Here is an 18,943-nt window from a genome sequence, read left to right as displayed (position 1 = left end):
GAATAAAGTAAAGTTTAATTACTTTAACTTTGTTATAGTATTCTAACATTCTGACTTTAAAAAAAGGGGGGAATATATATGAATAAAATTCCAACACTAAAAATAGGGGAACTTGAAGCAAAAATCCCAATTATACAAGGGGGGATGAGTGTAGGAATTTCCTTATCAGGACTAGCATCAGCTGTGGCAAACGAAGGTGGTATTGGTGTCATTGGAGCTGCCGGGATAGGTATGTTCGAAGCAGATTTTGACACAAACGAAAAGGAAGCAAATAAAAGAGCACTAAAAAAGGAAATAAGAAAAGCGAGAAAAATGACAAAGGGGATAATTGGTGTAAATATAATGGTTGCACTTTCAGATTTCAATGAATTATTGATAACCGCTATACAAGAAGGAATAGATATTGTATTCATGGGAGCAGGATTACCTTTAAACTTACCAAAATTATCCTTGGAGAAAATTAAAACAAAATTTGCACCTATAGTTTCTTCCGCAAGAGCAGCCAAAACAATTTTCAACTACTGGTCCAAACATTACAACCACATACCAGACGCACTAGTGGTGGAAGGACCACTTGCCGGAGGACATCTTGGTTTTAAAAAAGAACAAATAAATGATCCAAAATACTCTCTGGAAAAAATTCTTCCAGAAGTTATATCTACAATAAAACCTTTCGAACAAAAATTTAGAAAACAAATACCGGTAATTGCAGCTGGGGGAATTTACACGGGAAAAGATATTTATAAATTCATAAAAATGGGAGCAAGTGGAGTACAAATGGCTACAAGATTTGTCGCAACACACGAATGTGACGCCGATATAAAATTCAAAGAAGCTTACATAAAATGTAAAAAAGAAGATCTAATAATAATCGATAGTCCTGTTGGACTCCCAGGTAGAGCTATAAAAAGTGAGTTTCTTGAAAAAGTATCAAATGGATTCAAAAAACCAATAAAATGCTTGTGGAAATGTCTTAAAACCTGCGACTTTAGAAAAGCACCGTATTGCATTGCACATGCTTTAACAAACGCAAAAAAAGGAATATTAAGTGAAGGTTTTGCATTTGCCGGTGCTAATGCCTATAGAATAGAAAAAATAACATCTGTAAAAGAATTAATAGAATCACTTTTAAAAGAATATCAAGAGGCTTTTTAATTTTCAAAAAAACGCATTGTAAGTTTTAATATGCGTTTTCTAAATATATACGACGAAAGATGTCCACTTGGTAAGCTATGTATTTCTTTTTTTAAACTGCCAAAACTATTAAAAAGTTCAACAGTAGATTTTTTAGGAATAAACACATCAAAGAGCGCCTTAAACATTATAACCGGTGCTGTAACAAATTTCGCAAATACAATTGGATCATATTCATAACATGCAATGGGAGCTGAGTCTATTTCAATAGCAGGAGTTTTTAAATTTGAGATATATTCTAGAAATTCTTTGCCGTGATAATCTGCACATTTTTGCGGATTGCATTCTTTGTTTTGCTCGTATTGAACTCTTAAAACCTTTGTTACGAAACTTTTCCAAGTTATATAATAAAAATTTCCACCTGTTACACATAGCGAAAGTCCCTTAATGTCCCTATCAAAACTTGCGGCTATTGTAGAAACCATTCCACCAAAACTAAATCCCATGAGGTATATATCTCTACCATATACTTTCTTTAGATAATTTAGAGATGTTAATACATCTACAACTGCATGTTCAAAACGTGATCTAAGAGTTGGATTGTCCGTTGTTGAAAGAAATAACTGCCCACTTTTATACCCTTTAGGTGTTCTCTCAAAATGATAAGGTAAAACCATTAATGCGGAATTATATCCAAACTCTGAAAAATTCCTTGGAAACCACTTTAAATACTTTAAATTATTTGTTCCAAGCCCATGGATAAATAAAAGCACACCCTTTATTTTATTTTTCGATTCGTACAAGTATAAAGGTAATCTTGAAGATTCTTTATGTTCACATGGATAATTTGACTGTAATAGAACCTTACCTTTCTCTTTTTTAATCACATTTGGATTTACATCATATGAACTTACAAAATACATGTTTTTCCTCCAAACTTTATTATACCAACCCCGCTTTTTTCACTAAAAGTACTATATACACACTTGTCAAAAAACACAAACTACACTTGTGTATATTATTATTTGCGAAAAATTACACTATTTATACACATAAAAAAATTTTTTTATTTAAAAAATTAATTATCCCTATCTAAAATAGCACCTATAAGAAAGCCCGCTCCAATTCCAATCATAATTGATGCAACAAAATAATATGGTGAGTATTTAAGCAATATAAACCCCACACCAATACCTATTAAGGTTACTCCCTTTGCAACAATAGAACTTTTCTTTGACATTATATCACCTCAAAAATAAATTATTCCTGTATAAAATTATATCATTTACAATATACTTATTACAAATCTTACTTTCATTTCCATTCTTATTAAAAGTATGTCACACTTTTTTGTCAAACTCGAGTAAATCTTAAAAACTCCAAATATGTTAACAAAATAAATACACTATTATTTTATTTAGGATACAAACTCCATCCATTATCAATTGTATTACGCACCTTTTTATTTGACCAAAAAAAAAATAAGTGTATAATATAAGTATACCCCCTACGGTGGGGTGCGGGAGGCGAGACTATGAAAAATGAAGAGAAAAAATCCTTTACAATAACGGGTATGACTTGTGCAAATTGTGCACGTACAATTGAAAAGGCACTTCTAAAATCAGAAGATGTAAAATTTGCGGCGGTAAACCTTGCAACAAACACGGCTTTTGTTGTGGGAGAAAATTTAGATATAGAAAAGATTAAAAAAATAGTTGAAAGTGTTGGATATGGAATAACGGATAAATCACCAGAAGAAGTTGAAGAAAAAAGATACAAAAAAATAAAGAAAAACCTATTTATATCACTTTTACTCACTATCCCCCTATCCATATTGATGATAACAAATATGTTTTTCAGGGAAATTCCGTATTTCACGTTAATAGAAGTTATCTTTGGAGGTATAGTAACATTTTATGCTGGCAGAGATACTATAAAAGGCGCGTGGATTGCGCTTACGCATAAACATACCAACATGGACACTTTGATCTTTTTTGGTGCTACCACTGCATGGTTAACATCTATACTTTCACTTTTTGGACTTGAAATAGGTTCTTTTGGAGCCATTGGAAGTATGATCATATCCTTTCACTTACTTGGAAGATTTATAGAATCCTATTTAAGGGATAAAGCCACAAAAGAAATAAAAAGTCTTATAAAACTTCAAGCAAAAGAGGCAAGAGTAATTATTGAAGGCAAAGAACTCATGCTTCCAATAGAAGCAGTTAAAGAAGAAATGATTATCCTAGTAAAACCAGGTGAGAGAATTCCTGTTGACGGTGTAATAATTTCGGGAAAATCTGGTATTGACGAATCTATGATATCTGGAGAATCTATGCCGGCTAAAAAAGGAGAAAACGATGAAGTCATAGGTGGTTCTTTAAACCTTACAAGTCCCATAAAGATAAAAGCTACAAAAGTAGGAGAAGATTCATTTCTTTCTCAAATGATAAATCTCATTAAAGAAGCGCAAGGTGCAAAAGTTCCCATCCAAGCCCTTGCAGATAGAATAACAAATTGGTTTGTACCGGTAATTATCTCCCTTGCCATATTTAGTGGTATATTCTGGTATTTTGGTTTTGAAACATTTCACCCATTTATCGAAAAAGCAAGTAATTATCTTCCATGGATTTTAAACACCAACAACCCTGTTTCTTTTGCAATATTTGTATTTGTTGCAACAGTGGTAATTGCATGTCCATGTGCATTAGGACTTGCAACCCCTATGGCATTGATAACTGGAACGGGACTTTCAGCAAAAAGGGGACTTTTAATTAGAAATGCAGAAGCTATTCAAACGATGAAAGACGTAAAATTTGTATTAATGGATAAGACTGGAACAATAACTGAAGGTCATCCAAAAGTTATAGAACACAACTTGGATAAGGAAACCTTGAAAGTAATAGCATCCATTGAAAAAAACTCAAATCATCCCCTTGCAAAAGCAATATCTGAGCTCACCAATAACTACATCAAAATAGAAAAAATTGAAGAAATACCCGGTAAAGGTATCAAAGCCTTTGTAAATAACACAGAATATTTTGTGGGAAAACCACAAGATTATTCAAATTATTCAAAAATATTGGAAAAAGGATATACAGTTGTCGAAGTAAAAGTCAACAACAAAACACATGGATTTCTGGCAATTGTTGATCCAATAAGGCCTGATTCTCTCAACGCAGTTAAGATGTTGAAAAACATGGGAATTACACCTATCATGGTCACAGGAGATAACGAAAAAACAGCTGAGATTGTCGCAAAACAGGTGGGTATTGATAAAATTTATGCACAAGTTAAACCACAAGAAAAATTGGATATAATCAGAAAATACCAAGCAAAAGGTGGAAAAGTTTTAATGGTTGGAGATGGCATGAATGATGCCGCGGCACTAAAAGGTTCAGATGTAGGAATAGCAATAGGTACAGGTACGGATCTTGCAATTGATAACGCAGATATAATAATTACAAAAGAAGGAATTTCAAAGATAGTGGACGCAATAAAAATTTCACAGTTAACATTCAGTGTAATAAAACAAAACCTATTCTGGGCGTTTTTCTATAATATAATAGCAATACCAATGGCAATGATGGGGTTACTCCATCCCGCCATAGCAGAAGCTGCAATGGCATTTAGTTCTATAACTGTTATATTAAATTCCTCAAAAATCAACGAAAAAAGATACTCAAAATCATTAACTAAGAATTGATTTGTTGTAAATAAAGGAGGTGTTTTTATGGGAAAATACATTTTAAATGTACCAAATATATCTTGTGAACACTGCGTAATGAGGATTTCAAAGGCTTTAGAAGAAATTAGTGAAGAAAATTTTAAAATTAACTTAGAAGAAAAAATCGTGGAAATTGAAACAAATAACCTTGAAAAGGTTAAAGAAAAACTTTCAGAAATTGATTATCCCATATCAGAAGTTAAAGAACTTTAAAAAACCCCATCCTTTGGATGGGGCCTTATAATTTTATCTTACCTTCGTACAATGGGAACCTTTTACACAAATCTTTTACATTATTTTGTACTTTTTCAACAATATCATCAGATACATTTCCTTCTTCATCTTTTACATTTTTCAAAACGGTAACTATTAGTTCTGCTATTTCCTCCATTTCCGCTTCCTTCATTCCCCTGGTAGTTAAAGCAGGTGTTCCAAGTCTTATACCACTTGCTACAAATGGGGATCTTGTCTCATTTGGAATAGTGTTTTTATTCACGGTTATATGACATTTTCCAAGTGCAATTTCCGCAGCTTTTCCCGTAACGTTAAGTGGGTTTAAATCCACTAACATTAAGTGGGTATCGGTTCCTCCTGAAACAATTCTAAGTCCTCTCTTTTCCAATTCTTCTGCTAATTTTTTTGCATTTTTTACAACTTGTTTCTGATACTCTTTAAACTCTTCTGTTAGTGCTTCTTTGAAACAAACAGCTTTTGCAGCAATAACATGCATTAAAGGTCCGCCTTGAATTCCAGGGAATATAGATTTATTTATCGCTTTATAAATTTCTTTATCATTTGTTAAAATCATTCCACCTCTTGGACCTCTCAAAGTTTTGTGAGTAGTACTTGTAACTATATGTGCATATTCTGCTGGATTTGGGTATAGTCCCGCTGCAACCAACCCTGCAAAGTGTGCCATATCAACAATTAAATATGCCCCGATTTCATCTGCAATTTCCCTAAATTTCTTAAAGTCTATTATCCTTGAATACGCACTCCCACCTGCTATAATGATTTTTGGCTTATGCTTAATTGCCAAATCTCTTACCATATCGTAATTTATAACTTCCGTTTCTGGATCAACACCGTACGGAACAACGTTGTATATTCTACCTGAAAAATTAACGGATGCACCGTGGGTAAGGTGTCCTCCATGACTTAGAGACATTCCCATAATCGTATCTTTAGGTTCTGAAACCGCAAAGTAAGCACCCATATTAGCTTGTGATCCAGAATGCGGTTGGACATTTGCATATTTTACATTAAAAAGTTCTTTTGCCCTATCCCTTGCTAGCTTTTCCGCAACATCCACCCACTCACAACCACCATAATACCTTCTACCTGGATATCCCTCTGCATATTTATTCGTTAACACACTACCCATTGCTTCAATAACTGCAAGTGATGTAAAATTCTCAGAAGCAATAAGTTCAAGACCATACTCTTGTCTCTCCCATTCATTTAAAATAACATCATATATTTCTGGATCCACTTTCTTTACATTTTCCCACACAAGCATCCCTCCCACTCTTTTTACTCCAGTTATATTCTAACATCTATATAGCTTAATAAAAACCTCAAAAATCACATTTATTCCCAATTTAAAACAATTTTCACCTCAAAACTTATCCTTTTTCCATTTTTGTTAGCATTTAAAATTAATATAAAAATCAATCAAAATTCTAAACAAATATACTATTTTTTCAAAATAATATTATTACACTTATGCACAAAAAGCGTATAAAATAATTGATAAACACTTATTTTATTATAAATTTTAAAAACACAAAAACTTTTTATTAACACAAAATAAAACTTGAAGAAATGATAATTGTTTGGTATAATAAAATAGCAAAATCAAATTTAGGAGGGATAGGTATGAAGATGAAAAAAGGATTTACACTTGTAGAACTTTTAATAGTTCTGGCAGTTATAGCTGCATTACTATCCGTTGCAACACCACTTGCACTCAACGCTGTAAAATCAGCAAAAGCAAGTCAAGTAGCTCAAAATTTCAAAGCTATCAAATCTGCTGTTGAAAATTGGTTTAACACAGAAACACCTAATGATACCGATATTTCAGGGTTAACTTTAGAAAAACTAGAAAACGCATATTTAAGCAATGTTCCGGGTAGTTTTAATTTAACTGCTCAAAATAGCGGAACCAATGGAGTTTATGAATTTACGATCGAATATACCGGCGGAGATGTAGAGGCTGCTAAAGTTCAAAAGAATTTACCAGAAGTTTCTGATGATCTAAAGTTAACATTTAAGCTTCAAAAATGGTGGTAATAAGAAATTCCCCTCTTTTGAGGGGAATTTTTTTACAAATCTTTGTTTTTAAAAGATTTTTTTCATTTTTCCTTTTTAATTGAATATATTTTGCCCATTTTATCTTTTGAATTATTTTTTATTTTTTATATAATTTAGTTAGTTGATTGAAACAACCAACTAATAGGAGGGTCGTATGGTTACAAAATCGCTGAAAAAAATTATTGAATTTTCTTGGAAGGAAAAAGTTGTTACCGCAAAAATACTTTCTGAAAAGTTAAACCTTGAAAAATCAACTGTTTCGAGAAATATTTCAAAATTAAGAGACTTAAACATTTTAGTAAAGACAAAGGAATTACCCTCATCCTCACAAGGTGGGCGAAAGACCGTAGTATATTCCTTTAATAAAGACTTATCATATATACTTGGTATATCCATTGAGCAAGATGGGATTGAGTACATTAAAACAAATCTTTTTTCAGAAATAATCTTTAAAAAGAAAATATCAAAAAAAATATCCTCTGAAAATATAATAGATGAGATAAATAAAATCATCTTAAAAAATGAAGAGATAATCGCTATTGGAATTTCAATACCAGGTATTGTTAAAAATAACACTGTAGTATATTCTGAAGCATTAAATATTAAAAACTTAAATTTCAACAATCACTTTTCAATTCCTATCTTTGTGGAAAAAGACGCCATATGCGGTGCTTTAAAATATTCCTTGTTAAAAAACTCTATACTATATTTTCAACTATCAGTTCCATATTTTGTAAACGAACCTGTTGGGTTTGGTGTAGGTATTATTCTTAATGGATTACCTGTGTATGGAACAAATCATCTATCAGGTGAATACAAGATAAATAAAACACTTACTGATCAAAGGCTTTCTTTCTCAAAGTTTACCATAATCGACATTAAGGATTTTTTAAAATTTATTTCAAAAAAAATAGCATTTTTAACAAGTATTTTTGATCCAGAGCTAGTCGTTATTGGCGGGAACATAACCTTACATCCTCAAATAAAAATACTTAAAAATTTTATTAAAGAGGAAATATACCTTGAAAACAAAAGACAGCTCGATGTATTAATTGAAAAAGGAAAGAAATTTGTAAATGCAGAAGGTGTTGCAATAAAAACTCTAAAAAACATCTTTTCAACAGATGATGGAATAAAATATTTTTTAAAGAAGGTGACCTAATGGATAAATTTGGCAATTTATTTTTTATTGGTTTTCAAAATAATTTTAACCAAAACATTATTGAAAAAATAAATCCATGTGGAGTAATCTTATACCCCGAAAATATGAAAGATATTTATACACTTCAAATAAATATAGAAAGAATTTATTCACTATTTGAAAAAGGGTATAGTTTTTTTATCTCTTCTGATCACGAAGGTGGACAGCTTGAAACTGTACCAAACATATTTCCTTCTCCAGGAAATATGGCACTTGGAAAGACAAATCACTCATACAATTATGGAAAATACCTGGGAAATATGTTGAAGTTGCATGGATTTAACATGGTATTCGCACCAGTTATAGATGTAAAATATAATGTATCAAGTCACGTGACAGGTTTTAGGACGTTTTCAGATAAACACGAAATTGTGGAAAAATCGGCAAAAGAATTTATCAAAGGTCTTCTTGAAAACAACATAGCACCTACCTTAAAACACTTCCCTGGCCATGGTAAGGCAAAATCAGATTCACATTACACCCTTCCTATAGTAGAAAACTTTGAAAAATACGACAAAGATATGATGCTCTTTAAAAACCTTTCTCCAAATGTAGATTTTATAATGACTGCGCACGTACTTTATCCAAAAATAGACAATGAAAATATAGCAACTCTTTCAAAAAAATTAATCACCGATATCTTAAAAAAAGAATTTGAGTACAAAGGATTGGTAATTTCAGACGCATTTGAAATGAAAGCATTGTACAAGAATCAAACACCAAAAGAAGTAATTAAAAAATTTTTTGAAGCAGGAGGAGATGTTATTTTAATAGGAGATTTTGAAAATTATTCATACTTTTACGATACATTCATTTCAATGGTTAAAACAGAAGAATTAGACAAAGAACTTTTAAACGAAAAAATCAAAAAGATCGAAAAGATAAAGGAAAAATACGTTGAAAAAACCTATCCCACCAAATTTCTATCACATGCTGCAAAAGAAGCAATAACTTTTAACGTAAAGCTCCCTATAGAAAATCCCGTATTCTTAATACCATCTCCAAAAAATTTGAGTCTTGCAGACACATCCAAAAACGATTTAAAGCATTTAAAAAAGCTAATTTTAGATGAATTTCCAAATACAAAAATATACAAAGAAAGTAACAATATTTCATCAGAAGATACAGTAGTGTACTTTGTATTGGATAAAGTAGAAAGGCTAAACGCAAAAAGGGTAATATACGTATTTTTGAGAAATAAAATAAAAAACATCAATGAATACATCTCTTTAAACTCTTCAAAATTAATCTCTATATACCATGCTCTTAAACTTTTAAAAGGGGAGGGATTGTTATGAAAAAGCTTTTTGTCATCTTTTTTGCTTTGATTGTTGTATTTAGTTTTGCAAAAACCAAGCTTACATTTTGGGGATTTATGATGAACGATGAACATGCAAAGATGATTTTGAACAAATTCATGGAGGAAAACCCAGATATTGAAGTAGAATACGTACAACTTTCTTGGGCAAATGGTTTTGACAAAATAGTTACAGCAATTGCAGGAGGAGAATCACTAGATGTAGTAGAATTGGGAAACACTTGGGTTGCAAACTTTGCAGAAAGAAATGCACTTGAAAACATGGATTTATTCTTCAATCAATATGGAAAAAATTACGTAGGTTGGGATACGGTAAAATACCACGGAAAATACTGGGCAGTTCCTTGGCTCCTTGGAACAAGGGCACTCTTTTACAACATGGAACTTTTTGAAAAAGCAGGTTTAAATCCAGATATTCCACCTGAAACTTGGGAAGACCTATACAGAGCAGCCGAAAAAATTGATGCACTAGGCGATGAAATATACGGATTTGGTATGCCTGCAGGCGAAAGCTACAGTCCATGGCAACAATGGTTCTTACCTGCAGTATGGGGAACTGGAGGAGATATAATCTCCGAAGATGGAAAAAGGGCGCTTTTAACCTCGTGTAAAGTAAAAGAAACAGCACAATTTTACAAAGCACTTTCCAAACACTCTCTTAAGACAAAACAAGCAGATCTTGCCAAAGCATTCGGAGAAGGAAAGATCGGTATGTACGTAAGTGGCGCATGGGATATTGACTACCTTGAAACAAATTATCCTGAAACACCTTTTAACGTTGTATTTATACCAAAGCCCGCCTCATGGTACGGTACACATGCATCCTTTGCAGGAGCAGAAGTTCTTGCAATAATGAAACACTCAAAGAATAAAGAAGCCGCACAAAAATTGGTAAAATTTTTAATTAGACCTGATATTGCCATGGAAGTTGCCATGATTTGGCCAGCAATATTCCCATCACATGTTGAAGCGGGAAAAGATCCATGGTTTAACGATCATCCTATGCATAAGGTTTTCTACGAGCAAAACACATACGCAAAACCTGTACCTTCTATTCCAGCATGGCCAAAAGTTCAAGCAGTATTAACAGAGGCAATTGAAAAAATGATACTAGAAAATACAGATATTGATTCTACACTCTTTGAGTATAACCTAAAGATTCAAAAAATATTAGATGGTGAATAAAAAATTCCCCTGCCTCAATGGCAGGGGATTCTGGGGTGGTTGGTTTGAAGAAAAAAGCAAAATACAAAATTGAAACGTTCTTTTTATTATCTCCTTTTTTAATATTATTTGCAATATTTGGGTTATTTCCCATATTACACTCTTTCTTCATGAGTTTTACAAATTATTCCGCTTTAAGTCCAGATTTTGATTTTGTTGGTCTAAAAAATTACATTCGCGCTTTTCACGATGAAATATTCTTAAAAGCCCTTAAGAATACCGTTATATTTGTAGTTGGTACAATTCCATTTACAACAACATTCTCGTTATTACTTGCAGTTTTAATAAACAGTAAATTTCTACCTTTAAAAGATTTATTTAAAGCAGGATTTTTCCTTCCATCTGTAATTTCCATGGTAGTTATATCAACTATATGGATGTACCTTTATAGTGCTGATGGCTTTTTCAATAAAATGCTTGAGTTACTGGGAACTTCTCCCATTCCCACAAGCTGGCTTGCACACACCAAAACAGCACTTTTATCTATAATGATCATGGATATTTGGGCGGCTATTGGATATTATACCATACTATTTCTTGCAGGTCTTCAAAGTATTCCCGAGCAGTTATACGAAGCAGCAGAAATAGACGGCGCAAGTAAAAGCAAAATGTTTTTTAAAATAACGCTCCCACTTTTAAAGCCCACTTTATACTTTGTCATAGCGTTAAATACTATACGTTCCTTTCAAATCTTCTCGGAAATATTCACAATGACTGGGGGAGGCCCGATGAATGCCACACAAACAATAGTACATTATCTCTACATAGTGGGATTTAGAAACTTTGAAATGGGGTATGCATCTGCAATAGCATATATCTTAGTGCTTATAATACTTACTATTACTCTAATACAAGGTAGATTACTCAGGAGTGAAAACATATGAAAAAAGTTATACTTCTTACAACAATGTTTGTACTTTTGTTTATTTCTTTATTTCCCATGCTATCAATGTTCTACACTGCAGTTATACCTAGTGGCAACCTTACAAAGATAATAAAAGAAAGGTATATAAACGATTTTGAGATAAAATACAAAAGTTATTTAAGGAGAAAATTAAACGGTCAATTCACATTAGTTAATGACTCACCTCAAAGTACAAAATCAATATTAGCAAATGGAACAATAGTTCTATTAACAAATAAACTAGACATGCGCGTTGCAAAACAACTAGAATTCTGGGCAAAAGGAAAGGAAAATTTTTCCCTAGAAATATTCGATGCTTTTGGAAAAAGTATAAAAAAAGAATTTTCTGGAAGTAAAGATTGGAAAAAATATACTTTAACTAACTTTGGTGAAATTAACTTAAAATACGTATCTAAAATAGTTTTTCATTTTTCGGACAAACATTACCTTGATGATGTAAAACTCATTTACAAATTTCCCACATTACTGAATTTTGTAAATGTATTAAAAGAAGATATGTTTACAAGATACATATTAAATAGTCTTATTGTCTCAACAGTTGTAGTAATAGGAAATATTATATTTTCAACAATGGTTGCATACGCTTTTGCAAGGAGAAACTTTTTTGGAAAAAATTTACTTTTTTCAATAATTTTAATGACAATGATGATACCACCACAAATTACAATAATCCCCATATTCATACTCATGAAAAATATTGGATGGATAGATACATATTTTGCACTCACTGTACCTATGCTTGTTACACCATTTAGCGTGTTTTTATTAAAACAATACATAGAACAACTACCAATTGAACTTGAACAAGCTGCATACGTAGATGGAGCAAATACATTTCAAATACTCTTCAAAATAGTATTTCCCCTATCAAAACCTGCAATTGCAGTAATGGCTATTAACACATTTATTTCAAGTTGGAACGCACTTTTCTATCCACTAGTTATGACAAACTCTCGCGAAATGAGAACCGTTCAAGTAGGTCTTGCGCTGTATCAAAAACTAAACCAAATAGATTGGCCAAGACTTATGGCTGCTTCTTCCATAATCGGAATACCAGTTATAATCATCTTTTTAGCTTTTCAAAAACATATAATCTCTGGTATCACAAAGGGGGCTCTAAAGGGATGAATTACACATATAATGAAATAATGCGCACACCTGAACTTTTGAAAAAAATAGAAAATTATTCTATCGAATTTTCAAGCAACAAAAAATACGTATTTGTAGGCTGTGGTTCGTCGTATAATCTTGCCTTTACCGCCTCAAAAATACTCAAAGTTAATTCGGAAACTCTAACTGGCGGTAAAATTCTCGCGTTGGATTACACACCAAAATGCGATATTGGAATATTTATCTCTCGAACAGGAGAGTCAACAGAAACAGTACTTTCTGCAGAAAAGTTTAAGAAAAACGGCATACTTACAATAGGTATAACTTGCGAAAAAAATTCCTCACTTGAAAAAGTATGTGATCAAACTTTTACTTTTGATTTTCTTCACGAGGAAAGTATAGTAATGACTGGCGCATTTACAGCAATTTTACACTTTTTGATAAAAAATGAAGAAATCTCAAACGTGGCAAAGAAAATAATCAAGAAAAGTAACGATTATCTTGAAAAAATAGATTTAAAAAAATACAATCACTTTGTATTTCTGGGATTTGACGAAGAATACGGTATTTCAAAAGAGGGAGCATTAAAAATACAAGAAATGGCAAAACAATTTGTAGAATTTCACGAACCTTTAGAATATAGACATGGACCTATATCCAAATTAACCGACAAAACATTAGTGATCATTAATTCAAAAGACACAAAATACGAACACACATTAAAGAAAGATTTGGAAAAATACACCAAAGTTATATACTTAGGAAAAGATGGAGATATAGATATTAAATACAATAGCGGATTTGAAACTCCGTTGAGAGTTATTTTCTTACAAATACTAGCCTACAAAAAGGCTATATCAGAAGGGCTAAATCCAGATAGACCTGAAAATTTATCGAAAAGTGTGAAAATATAGGAGGTATTATATGATAATAGAAAAAGCACTCATAGTTGATCCAATTGAAGGAGAATTTACAGGAGATATAGAATTTGATAAAAAGATAATAAATGTAAAAAAATACGATTGTACCCCCAAACTTTTATTAATGCCAGGATTTGTGGATACACACACCCACGGATATATGGGAATAGATTGTATGACTGCAACAGATAAAGATTTTAACATTTGGGGGAATAAGGTCCTATCTAACGGTGTTACATATCTTTTTCCCACTACCGTTTCTCATTCTTTTGAAGTACTAAATAATGTAACACAAAATTTTTCAAATGCCACGCACCCTTCCCTTATGGGATTGCACTTTGAAGGCCCTTTTTTAAATAAAAAGAAAGCGGGAGCTCAAAACAAAGCATATATACAATCTTTTAACGATGCACTTCCACAACTTAAAAATGTAAAAATTTTAAGTTTTGCACCAGAACTTCCCAATTCAAAGGATCTACTGGAAAAATTAAGAAAAAACAATATTGTTCCTTCAATTGGACATTCAAATGCAAATTACAAGATTTTTAAAGAGTTCTTTGACCTTGATGTTAAAAGAATTACACACTTTCCCAATGCCCTATCTACGTTACATCACAGAGAAGTTGGCATTGTAGGTGGTGTTTTTTTACACAAACCGTACGTTGAGATAATTGCAGATTTTGTACATTCATCTCCTGAATTTTTAAAATTAGTATACCAAACACTAGGTGCAAAAAAAATTATCCTTATTACAGATAGTATATCAGCCACAGGACTTGGCGATGGTATTTACACACTGGGAAATCTTCTTGTAAAGGTAAAAGATAATATAGCAAGGCTTGAAGATGGAACCCTTGCAGGAAGCACACTAAAATTCATAGATGGGCTCAAAAATTTCAAAAAGGCCACCAATTGCTCTCTAAAAGAACTCTCATGGGTATCTTCTTTTAACACACTTAAAAATTTAAAAATAGACACAGGACGGATCAAAATAGGATATGATGCTAAGTTTGTGTTACTAAATCAAGACCTAAATATTATAGATACTGTGGTATAATTTTAGAGAAAATTTATACTAAAAACATCCAAGAAAAGGGAACACCGGTGAAAATCCGGGGCTGCCCAGCAACCGTAACCGGGGACGAAATCTGCAAATACCACTGGGGGAAACCTGGGAAGGTGTAGAAAGTAGGATGATCCGGGAGCCGGGAAACCTATCTTGGATGTATAAATTCCACAAAAGCTCAGGGCTTTTTGTGGAAGTTTTTGTTTGTAGGAGGGGATAAAATGACACTTAGGGAGAAAGTCATCAACAGACTAAACAACCTCACAAAGCCTGTAGGAAGTCTTGGATACTTGGAAGAAATAGCATTAAAAATTTCTCTTATCCAAGAAAAAGAACTTCCAGAACTTTTTAACGACAAAAGGGTTTATGTATTTGCAGGAGATCATGGGGTGGTAGAAGAGAAAGTTTCGGCATATCCAAAAGAAGTAACATTTCAAATGGTCCTTAACTTCTTAAACCAAGGAGCGGCAATTAACGTTTTTTCAAAACACGTGGGGGCAAAAGTCTATGTTGTTGATGCAGGAGTTGACTATGATTTTGATCAACATCCATCTTTAATAGTAAAGAAAGTGGGATATGGTACAAAAAATTTCACAAAAGGTCCTGCTATGTCAAAAGATGATGCGTTAAAATCCGTAGAGTATGGACAAAAAATTGCAAAAGATGCAATTAATGAAGGTGCAGACTTACTGGCTATAGGTGATATGGGAATAGGAAACACTACCACTGCAACTGCAATTGCAGCTGCTTTTGGATTTAATCTAGATGAAATACTAGATATAGGTACTCCTATAGACAACGAAAAACTAAAAAGAAAAAAACAAGTTGTGGAAAAGGCGATAAAAGTAAACAATCCCAATCCATCAGATTCCATAGACGTCCTTTCAAAAGTGGGGAGCTATTGCATAGGAGAAATGGCAGGATTTATACTCCAAGCAGTTGAAGAAAAAATACCAGTAGTTATAGATGGTTTTCCCACTACAGCGGGATTTCTCATAGCATATCATATAGATAAAAAGGTAAAAGATTACGTCCTCTTTGGTCATAAGTCCAAAGTAAAAGGACATAAAGTAATACTAGATTCAATAAACGAAAGACCTATTTTGGATTTAGATATGCGTCTTGGAGAAGGTACAGGTGCGGTACTTTCTATGTACCTGATCGAAGCTGCGATAAAAATGATAAGGGAAATGGCTACATTCGAATCTGCAAATGTTTCAAAAGGAAGCGATCAATAAAATGGGAAAAGTATTTTGTTCATGGAGTGGAGGAAAAGATTCCACACTTGCCTTGTACTACGGTCTTAAAAAATTTACAACGATTGATTATCTATTTACAATGTTATCAGAAGATAAGATTCATTCAAGGGCCCACGGCCTACCAAAACACATATTGGAACAACAAGCAAAAAGCTTGGGGCTACCACTTATAACTAAAAGTAGTAGCTGGGAAAACTATGAAAAAAACTTTCTTAAATTCCTAGAAGAATACGCATACAGTGGTATTGGAATATTTGGAGATATTGATTTACAAGCACACTTAGATTGGGTAAAAAACGTATGTTCAAAGAAAAACGTAAAAGTATTTGAACCCCTTTGGCAACGTAAAAGAAAAGACATAGTTAAAGAGTTTCTCTTGCTTGGATTCAAAGCAAAAATAATATCCATCAAAAAAGAACTCAAAAATTTTCTAGGTAGAGACTTGTCATTAGATTTAATAGAAGAATTTGAAAAAATGGGAATAGATGTATGTGGTGAAAATGGAGAATACCACACCTTTGTATATGATGGACCTATCTTTAAATTTCCAATTAAATTTAAAGTAAAGTCCACTATTGAAAAATCTGGTAAATTCATACTTGAAATAGTATAACACCCCAGCGGGGTGTTATACTACTCCCATTCTATAGTTGCAGGTGGTTTTGAGGTAATATCGTAAACTACTCTATTTACTCCTTCAACCTCATTTATTATTCTTTTTGCAACTTTATTTAAAAATTCATGTGGTAGTTTTGACCAATCTGCAGTCATACCATCAAAACTATTTACCGCCCTTAATGCTATTACATTTTCATACGTTCTATAATCTCCCATAACCCCTACAGATTTTATGGGAAGAAATACGGCAAATGCCTGCCAAACTTTCTCATACAAACCATTTTTCTTCAATTCTTCTATAAATATGTAATCTGCTTGTTGTAGTATTTCAACAGCTCTTTTTGTGATTTTTCCTACTATTCTTACGGCAAGTCCTGGTCCAGGGAATGGATGTCTATTAATCATATCATCTGGTAAACCCAATATCTTTCCCAATTTTCTTACTTCGTCTTTGAAAAGATACCTCAAAGGTTCTATTATTTTAAAAGGTAATTTCTCAGGGAGCCCCCCTACATTGTGATGTGTCTTTATCTTTGCCGCAGATTTTCTTTCGCTTACTTTACTTTCAATAATATCGGGGTATAACGTCCCTTGTGCCAAATATTTAATATTTCCATGCTCTTTAAGTAAATTCATAGAAGTTTCATAAAAAATATCTATGAAAGTATGACCAATTATCTTTCTTTTTTCTTCAGGATCTTCCACTCCTTCCAAAGCACTCAAAAACCTTTCTTTTGCATCTACAACGAATATCTCTATTCCTAAATTTTTAAATTTTTCTTCCACCTCTTCTCTTTCATTTAACCTCAAAAGTCCCGTATCAACAAAAATTGGAATGGAATTTTTCCCAATTGCTTTATGCAAAAGCATTGCAACTACAGACGAATCTACTCCACCAGACAAACCAAGTATAACTTTATCATTTCCCACAATTTGTCTTATTTCTCTTATCTTATCTTTTACAAAGTCACTCATCTGCCAATTTTTAGGCATCTTTGCTATTTTTGAGACAAAATTTTCCAAAATCTTACTTCCAAATTGCGTATGTGTCACTTCCGGGTGAAATTGCACCCCATAAATAGTTCCCTCTTTGTTTCTCACAGCGGCAAAAGGTGAATTTTCACTTTCACCAATGACGTAGAAACCTTCTGGAAGTTTTTCAACTCTATCTGAGTGACTCATCCAAACATCAAACTTTTCGGGTAATTCTTCAAATAAAGGATCTTTTTTCACCTTTAAAACTGCATGCCCAAATTCCCTTTTTTCTGATTTTTCCACCTTTCCTCCAAACTTGTAAACTAATGCCTGAAGGCCATAACAAATCCCCAATATGGGCACTTTCAAATTTAAAATGAAATCTGGAACATAAGGTGCATCTTTTTCATATACACTCGATGGTCCACCGGAAAGTATAACAGAAAAAGGATTCAAAGATTTTATTTCTTCTTCTGTTGCATCCCAAGGCAAAAGTTCTGCATAATAACCTTTTTCCCTGATTCTTCTGACAATAAGTTGTGTGTACTGTGAACCATAATCTAAAACAACCACCGTTTTCAAAAGGACACCCCCCACACTCTTTTTTTAAATATCTACATTTGGAACTTCCCTTTCCACTTCTTCAATCTTAAAAAATGATGCCTCTTTAAAATTAAACATCTTTGCAACTATATTTGTTGGAAAGACTGAGATTCTTGTGTTGTATTTCATAACTATATCGTTGTAAAATTGCCTTGCATATGCTATTTTATCCTCTGTTTTTTTTAGTTCCTCCATTAATTGCTTTACATTTTCATTTGCCTTTAACTCGGGATAATTTTCCACAAGTGCAAAAAGTCTTGATAGAAGACCTGTAATTTCATTCTCACTTTTTATCTTTTCATTCATATCTTTGCTAGAAATAGCAGCGGCTCTAGCTTTCATAACTTTTTCCAACGTCTCCTGTTCAAATTTCATATACCCCTTTACAGAATTGACAAGATTTGGTATCAAATCGTGTCTCCTTTTTAATTGTACATCGATTTGACTCCAGGCATTTTCCACTAACTTTTTCAATTTAACTAAATCGTTGTATAACACAACAATAAATGCAACAATCAAAATTACCCAAATCAAAATCTCCACCTCCATT

The 18,943-nt window shown here is 32.6% G+C and carries 18 protein-coding genes and 1 riboswitch; of the genes, 13 read left to right on the top strand and 5 right to left on the bottom strand.

Annotated features, from left to right (window positions below; genetic code table 11):
* The first annotated feature begins 78 nt into the window (after positions 1-78).
* Positions 79-1,155: an NAD(P)H-dependent flavin oxidoreductase gene (locus tag Y592_RS04885; protein WP_088368906.1), complete on the top strand. Its 1,077-nt coding sequence runs from the start codon at positions 79-81 to the stop codon at positions 1,153-1,155.
* Here the strand turns inward: Y592_RS04885 and Y592_RS04880 are convergent.
* Positions 1,152-2,057, bottom strand: coding sequence for an alpha/beta hydrolase (locus tag Y592_RS04880; protein WP_075665895.1), 906 nt, complete (start codon positions 2,055-2,057; stop codon positions 1,152-1,154). The genes Y592_RS04885 and Y592_RS04880 overlap by 4 nt on opposite strands.
* A gap of 155 nt (positions 2,058-2,212) precedes the next feature.
* Positions 2,213-2,374 carry a multidrug transporter gene (locus Y592_RS04875; RefSeq protein WP_075665894.1) on the bottom strand — a complete coding sequence of 54 codons (162 nt, stop codon included), beginning with the start codon at positions 2,372-2,374 and terminating at the stop codon, positions 2,213-2,215.
* Positions 2,375-2,668: 294 nt separating this feature from the next.
* Between Y592_RS04875 and Y592_RS04870 the strand changes: the two genes are divergently transcribed.
* Both Y592_RS04870 and Y592_RS04865 read left to right on the top strand, forming a co-directional pair.
* On the top strand, positions 2,669-4,840 hold the full coding sequence (locus Y592_RS04870; protein ID WP_088368905.1) for a heavy metal translocating P-type ATPase: 2,172 nt from the start codon (positions 2,669-2,671) through the stop codon (positions 4,838-4,840).
* Between the two features lie 27 nt (positions 4,841-4,867).
* On the top strand, positions 4,868-5,074 hold the full coding sequence (locus Y592_RS04865) for a heavy-metal-associated domain-containing protein (RefSeq protein WP_075665892.1): 207 nt from the start codon (positions 4,868-4,870) through the stop codon (positions 5,072-5,074).
* A gap of 25 nt (positions 5,075-5,099) precedes the next feature.
* On the opposite strand, the gene glyA is transcribed toward Y592_RS04865, so the two are convergent.
* Positions 5,100-6,374 (bottom strand): serine hydroxymethyltransferase, encoded by a 1,275-nt coding sequence (gene glyA, locus Y592_RS04860; protein WP_077198262.1) that lies wholly within the window; start codon positions 6,372-6,374, stop codon positions 5,100-5,102.
* A 371-nt stretch (positions 6,375-6,745) separates the two neighbouring features.
* On the opposite strand from glyA, the gene Y592_RS04855 reads away from it, so the two are divergent.
* From Y592_RS04855 to Y592_RS04810, 10 genes are all read left to right on the top strand, one after another.
* Positions 6,746-7,153: a type II secretion system protein gene (locus Y592_RS04855; RefSeq protein WP_088368973.1), complete on the top strand. Its 408-nt coding sequence runs from the start codon at positions 6,746-6,748 to the stop codon at positions 7,151-7,153.
* A 175-nt stretch (positions 7,154-7,328) separates the two neighbouring features.
* On the top strand, positions 7,329-8,336 hold the full coding sequence (locus Y592_RS04850; RefSeq protein ID WP_088368904.1) for an ROK family transcriptional regulator: 1,008 nt from the start codon (positions 7,329-7,331) through the stop codon (positions 8,334-8,336).
* On the top strand, positions 8,336-9,673 hold the full coding sequence (locus Y592_RS04845) for a glycoside hydrolase family 3 N-terminal domain-containing protein (RefSeq protein WP_088368903.1): 1,338 nt from the start codon (positions 8,336-8,338) through the stop codon (positions 9,671-9,673). Before Y592_RS04850 ends, Y592_RS04845 begins: the two co-directional genes overlap by 1 nt.
* Positions 9,670-10,878, top strand: a complete 1,209-nt coding sequence (locus tag Y592_RS04840) for an extracellular solute-binding protein (RefSeq protein ID WP_088368902.1) — start codon at positions 9,670-9,672, stop codon at positions 10,876-10,878. The genes Y592_RS04845 and Y592_RS04840 overlap by 4 nt, the downstream gene beginning before the upstream one ends.
* 35 nt (positions 10,879-10,913) lie before the next feature.
* Positions 10,914-11,801 carry a carbohydrate ABC transporter permease gene (locus Y592_RS04835; RefSeq protein WP_088368901.1) on the top strand — a complete coding sequence of 296 codons (888 nt, stop codon included), beginning with the start codon at positions 10,914-10,916 and terminating at the stop codon, positions 11,799-11,801.
* Entirely contained in the window at positions 11,798-12,970 is a 1,173-nt protein-coding gene (locus Y592_RS04830) for a carbohydrate ABC transporter permease (RefSeq protein ID WP_075665887.1), read from the top strand. Before Y592_RS04835 ends, Y592_RS04830 begins: the two co-directional genes overlap by 4 nt.
* Entirely contained in the window at positions 12,967-13,866 is a 900-nt protein-coding gene (locus Y592_RS04825) for an SIS domain-containing protein (protein ID WP_075665886.1), read from the top strand. Before Y592_RS04830 ends, Y592_RS04825 begins: the two co-directional genes overlap by 4 nt.
* Positions 13,867-13,876: 10 nt before the next feature.
* Positions 13,877-14,929, top strand: coding sequence for an N-acetylglucosamine-6-phosphate deacetylase (gene nagA / locus Y592_RS04820; RefSeq protein WP_075665885.1), 1,053 nt, complete (start codon positions 13,877-13,879; stop codon positions 14,927-14,929).
* Positions 14,908-15,108: riboswitch (cobalamin riboswitch) on the top strand. It overlaps the preceding gene by 22 nt.
* Positions 15,109-15,159: 51 nt before the next feature.
* Complete coding sequence (cobT, locus tag Y592_RS04815; RefSeq protein ID WP_075666709.1) at positions 15,160-16,176, top strand: nicotinate-nucleotide--dimethylbenzimidazole phosphoribosyltransferase; 1,017 nt, start codon at positions 15,160-15,162, stop codon at positions 16,174-16,176.
* A gap of 1 nt (position 16,177) precedes the next feature.
* Positions 16,178-16,810, top strand: a complete 633-nt coding sequence (locus tag Y592_RS04810; RefSeq protein WP_075665884.1) for a diphthine--ammonia ligase — start codon at positions 16,178-16,180, stop codon at positions 16,808-16,810.
* A gap of 20 nt (positions 16,811-16,830) precedes the next feature.
* On the opposite strand, the gene guaA is transcribed toward Y592_RS04810, so the two are convergent.
* Both guaA and Y592_RS04800 read right to left on the bottom strand, forming a co-directional pair.
* Complete coding sequence (guaA, locus tag Y592_RS04805) at positions 16,831-18,372, bottom strand: glutamine-hydrolyzing GMP synthase (RefSeq protein ID WP_075665883.1); 1,542 nt, start codon at positions 18,370-18,372, stop codon at positions 16,831-16,833.
* Between the two features lie 24 nt (positions 18,373-18,396).
* Positions 18,397-18,936, bottom strand: coding sequence for a LemA family protein (locus Y592_RS04800; protein WP_232218228.1), 540 nt, complete (start codon positions 18,934-18,936; stop codon positions 18,397-18,399).
* Between the last annotated feature and the right edge of the window lie 7 nt (positions 18,937-18,943).

The sequence above is a fragment of the Thermosipho sp. 1070 genome (assembly GCF_001682135.1).
Lineage (GTDB): Bacteria > Thermotogota > Thermotogae > Thermotogales > Fervidobacteriaceae > Thermosipho > Thermosipho affectus.
This window is presented reverse-complemented; position numbering and strand designations above follow the sequence as displayed.

Coding starts and splice junctions, on each gene's coding strand:
- cobT (WP_075666709.1), top strand. CDS start 15,160: ATGACACTTAGGGAGAAAGTCATCAACAGACTAAACAACCTCACAAAG.
- Y592_RS04875 (WP_075665894.1), bottom strand. CDS start 2,374: ATGTCAAAGAAAAGTTCTATTGTTGCAAAGGGAGTAACCTTAATAGGT.
- Y592_RS04880 (WP_075665895.1), bottom strand. CDS start 2,057: ATGTATTTTGTAAGTTCATATGATGTAAATCCAAATGTGATTAAAAAA.
- Y592_RS04840 (WP_088368902.1), top strand. CDS start 9,670: ATGAAAAAGCTTTTTGTCATCTTTTTTGCTTTGATTGTTGTATTTAGT.
- Y592_RS04830 (WP_075665887.1), top strand. CDS start 11,798: ATGAAAAAAGTTATACTTCTTACAACAATGTTTGTACTTTTGTTTATT.
- Y592_RS04885 (WP_088368906.1), top strand. CDS start 79: ATGAATAAAATTCCAACACTAAAAATAGGGGAACTTGAAGCAAAAATC.
- Y592_RS04870 (WP_088368905.1), top strand. CDS start 2,669: ATGAAAAATGAAGAGAAAAAATCCTTTACAATAACGGGTATGACTTGT.
- Y592_RS04810 (WP_075665884.1), top strand. CDS start 16,178: ATGGGAAAAGTATTTTGTTCATGGAGTGGAGGAAAAGATTCCACACTT.
- Y592_RS04865 (WP_075665892.1), top strand. CDS start 4,868: ATGGGAAAATACATTTTAAATGTACCAAATATATCTTGTGAACACTGC.
- Y592_RS04855 (WP_088368973.1), top strand. CDS start 6,746: ATGAAAAAAGGATTTACACTTGTAGAACTTTTAATAGTTCTGGCAGTT.
- nagA (WP_075665885.1), top strand. CDS start 13,877: ATGATAATAGAAAAAGCACTCATAGTTGATCCAATTGAAGGAGAATTT.
- Y592_RS04825 (WP_075665886.1), top strand. CDS start 12,967: ATGAATTACACATATAATGAAATAATGCGCACACCTGAACTTTTGAAA.
- Y592_RS04850 (WP_088368904.1), top strand. CDS start 7,329: ATGGTTACAAAATCGCTGAAAAAAATTATTGAATTTTCTTGGAAGGAA.
- Y592_RS04845 (WP_088368903.1), top strand. CDS start 8,336: ATGGATAAATTTGGCAATTTATTTTTTATTGGTTTTCAAAATAATTTT.